The sequence below is a fragment of the Ligaoa zhengdingensis genome (genome assembly GCF_014384885.1).
Classification (GTDB): domain Bacteria; phylum Bacillota; class Clostridia; order Oscillospirales; family Ruminococcaceae; genus Ligaoa; species Ligaoa zhengdingensis.
The window spans coordinates 1-3,188 of record NZ_JACRST010000060.1 but is presented as its reverse complement, the minus strand read 5'-3'; the positions used below and the strand labels follow the sequence as shown (position 1 = coordinate 3,188).

Sequence of the window (3,188 nt, the reverse complement as noted above, 5' to 3'; positions counted from 1 at the left end):
GGCCTGAATCCCCAGCTTCACCGCGTCCTGCTCCTTCATGTACTGTTTGAACCGGCTGGACAGGGTGCGGTAGGCGAGGCCCAACAGGGATAACGCCGCGCCGAACAGCACCTCCAGCCAGTAGTGCGTGATAAACTCGATCAAGCTCATCCCTCCGCCTCAAAATGCGCCGCCAGCTCAGACGGCGGCCACAGCATGTCCGGGCAATCCGAGGTGCAGCGGTAGACAACGCCTTGGTTCCGCACCCGCATCCCGGCCTTTGCCGACATATTGTAGACGTAGGGATATATCCCATCCCGGTCTGGCGCGGGCCGCGCGCCGTAGATCGACTCCGTGCCAGTACTGAATGGAGGTTGGTGCTCTTGGGCGAGCACGCCATCCTGCTTCACATACCCCGCGTTGCCCTGGTACTCAAAGATCGCGCCTCTCGCGTAGGTCTTGCCAGCTTCCCACGCGGGGAGGCTTTCCGCAAAAATCCCCATGTCCTCGGGCGGCGGGCTGTCCGGATCGGACTGCGCCAACGCCGCGCCCGCTGTTTTCAGGTTGTCCACATACTTTACAACCGTCTCTGCATCGTTTCTGTAGTTCATGTGTTCCCTCCCGGCAATACTGCCTGCGTGCGGGCGTAATACTCCCGCAGTTCCTCTAACTCGGTCTTTTTCCCCATTACAACACTGAACGTCCCGTCGCGGTGGTCGGTGATCGGCCCCGCGAAGCAATACTCGCTCTGGTCGTAATCTTCGCCGTCATGCCGCAGCGAGAACGCCGCATTATCCACAAACAGCTCCGCCAACTCCGCATAGCTGCTGCCTGTGATGCGCAGCTCCAATGCGGGCCGTCTGCATCCACGCAGGTCGCATTGTGCACCAACGCCGACCCCTTCCAATGTTTTGTCGCCTATGATAATCATTCTTTGCCCCCCTTATCCTGGTAGTACTGCCTGCGTGCGGGTGTAATATTCCCGCAGCTCTTCCAATTCTTCCACTGGTTCCTGCGGCGCGGGAATTTCGCTCCATCCCTCCGGCGATTCCACATCGATGGCCGGGGCCACCGTGTCGCCGTCTGTGACCGCCATGCCCTCAGCGGCTATAAGCCGGTACCAGAGCACATAGTCCCCCTCCGGTTCTTGCAGGGTGAACCGATTGCCCTGCCGGTACAAATTGCGTATTTCCAATCACAACACCCCCTGTGCATATGTAATATTTGCATATGATAATCGGTTTTCCCCCTTACCCCGGTAAAACCGCCTGCGTGCGGTCATAGTATTCCCGCAGTTCATCAAGCTCAGATTCTTCGCCTTGATCGACAGGTTCATCCGTCTCTTCGTATGCATAACGCAGCGGCGGCACATCAACTGCTTCATCGTATACGTTTCCGGTCTCAACCTGGCGTATTTTCATTCCTGCGTCCGAATAGGTGCGGATTAGCGTTCCGTTTTCCATCAGTTCTGATTTCATCATACTTACACCCCCACTATTTGACTTGCATATGTAGCCCAGTTTGTCGCCGCTTTCCATTCATCTACAAGTTCCATTGGCACCCTAATTTGTGCATCGGCGGCGATATTGCTAAAGGCGCTCGTGGCCGAAAGAGCAGGGACACTAGTATGTTTCGTAAAATCAAAATATGCCACCCCTGAGCATGAGGAAAAAGCGTTGCTGTTAATTGTTTTTACGCTACCAGGGAAATATACAGCCGATAAATGATAACAGCTATTGAAGCTATTGGTATTAATTATAGTTACACCATCGGGAATAGAAATATTTGATAAACTGTAACAAGCGGAAAAAGCATTAGTTCCGATACTGGTTACACTACTAGGAATAGATACGCTCGATAAACTGTAACAGTATTGAAAAGTATAATTATCAATTTTGGTTATACCATTCGGAATAGATACGCTTGATAAATTGTAGCAATATTGGAAAGCATTAATCCCAATACTTGTTACACTATCTGGGATAAAGATATTTTTCATGCGATCGCACCTATTAAAAGCAGCAGCCCCTATGACAGCATTTTCCCCAATTTCTACCGAGTATATTGACCCACTATAAGCTCGATTGGCTGAATCTGTATCTGATGAATTTCTCAGAATTGGGGTGCCGGCACCAGAACTACTTCCACCAATTAATCCCATTATCCCGTCTACAGATAATGTAATAACATAATTGCCTGGAGCGGCATAATTATGTTTCGGCGTCCATGCATATGTGCTTGTACTTGTCCCAGTAAGTGTGTCCGTAGCTGTACCGTCTCCCCAATCTACTATAACAGTACCGTTCGGGCATACACCCAACATAGGAGACGTTCTACCTTCTTGCAGGCTAATATAGATTCTGGTCTTTCCATCTTGAACCGGGGTGAACGGATCGTCACCGCCTCCCGAGATAGAATTCACGCCCGCCGTAAGCTCTGCAAATGTCGCCACATCGCCCGCCTTGGAGACCGTCCCGCCCTTGTCGGTGATGGCGGTCTCCAAACTCGATTTTCCATCAACGACAGACTGAAAATTTTCCTCCAGCGCCTCCTGCACCGTGGTTGCCGTCATGCCCGATATCGCCGTGATCGGTACGTCTGCGGCGGCCTGCTTGTTGACAAGCTGCCACTCTCCGTAATACACCGGGCGGCTGTTTAAGCGAACGGAACGGGTATACAAAGCATTGTCTACTATGCCATTTGACGCCTTAGATTCGCGGAATACAAACTGTTGCGCAGCAGATGTATTTGCGATGACGAATCCAAAACATGTATCGTAAGTATACGGATACGGCGCATTGTCCGCATCTGCATTACTCGTATAAAATCCGGTCTGAGTTGCATTGTTCCAATCTGTTACAGTTATTGCGCTGAAACCAGATGAAGAAGACAGGAATTGTGTCCACTCAGTGAAGTAACCAGAACCCATATAGTGCCGGTAGCCCGCCCATATGTTCATCATGGAATAGTCGCTGCACATGATAAACTGTGCATCGTTGATTGTCAGGCCGTTGCATACCCCACCACTGGAATCCGCCTCCATATCGGGTAGATTTTGTGCTGTCAGATCACTGGTGTAAAGCCCTGTGTTGGTAGCGGTGTCCCAGTTGGTCACTGCTTGCGCTGTTTTGCTCAACGCACTCACGTCGGCCGCGGTCAGCGTCACCGCGCCGGTCTTGCCGTTCACCGATTCCACCGCTCCGCCGCTG

5 protein-coding genes are annotated in these 3,188 nt (G+C 51.7%); all 5 read right to left on the bottom strand.

All coding sequences use genetic code 11. The features are described 5' to 3' along the window. Positions 1-146: 146 nt before the first annotated feature. Positions 147-590 (bottom strand): hypothetical protein, encoded by a 444-nt coding sequence (locus H8711_RS13400; RefSeq protein ID WP_249283853.1) that lies wholly within the window; start codon positions 588-590, stop codon positions 147-149. Next, the gene (locus H8711_RS13395) at positions 587-910 is read right to left on the bottom strand and encodes a hypothetical protein (RefSeq protein WP_249283852.1); all 324 of its coding nucleotides are present in this window, start codon (positions 908-910) and stop codon (positions 587-589) included. The genes H8711_RS13400 and H8711_RS13395 overlap by 4 nt, the downstream gene beginning before the upstream one ends. A 12-nt stretch (positions 911-922) precedes the next feature. Further along, positions 923-1,174 carry a hypothetical protein gene (locus H8711_RS13390; protein WP_249283851.1) on the bottom strand — a complete coding sequence of 84 codons (252 nt, stop codon included), beginning with the start codon at positions 1,172-1,174 and terminating at the stop codon, positions 923-925. Positions 1,175-1,229: 55 nt separating this feature from the next. Continuing rightward, positions 1,230-1,460 carry a hypothetical protein gene (locus H8711_RS13385; protein ID WP_249283850.1) on the bottom strand — a complete coding sequence of 77 codons (231 nt, stop codon included), beginning with the start codon at positions 1,458-1,460 and terminating at the stop codon, positions 1,230-1,232. Positions 1,461-1,462: 2 nt separating this feature from the next. Then, positions 1,463-3,188: leucine-rich repeat domain-containing protein (locus tag H8711_RS13380; RefSeq protein WP_249283849.1), on the bottom strand; the 1,726-nt coding region annotated here is incomplete at its 5' end.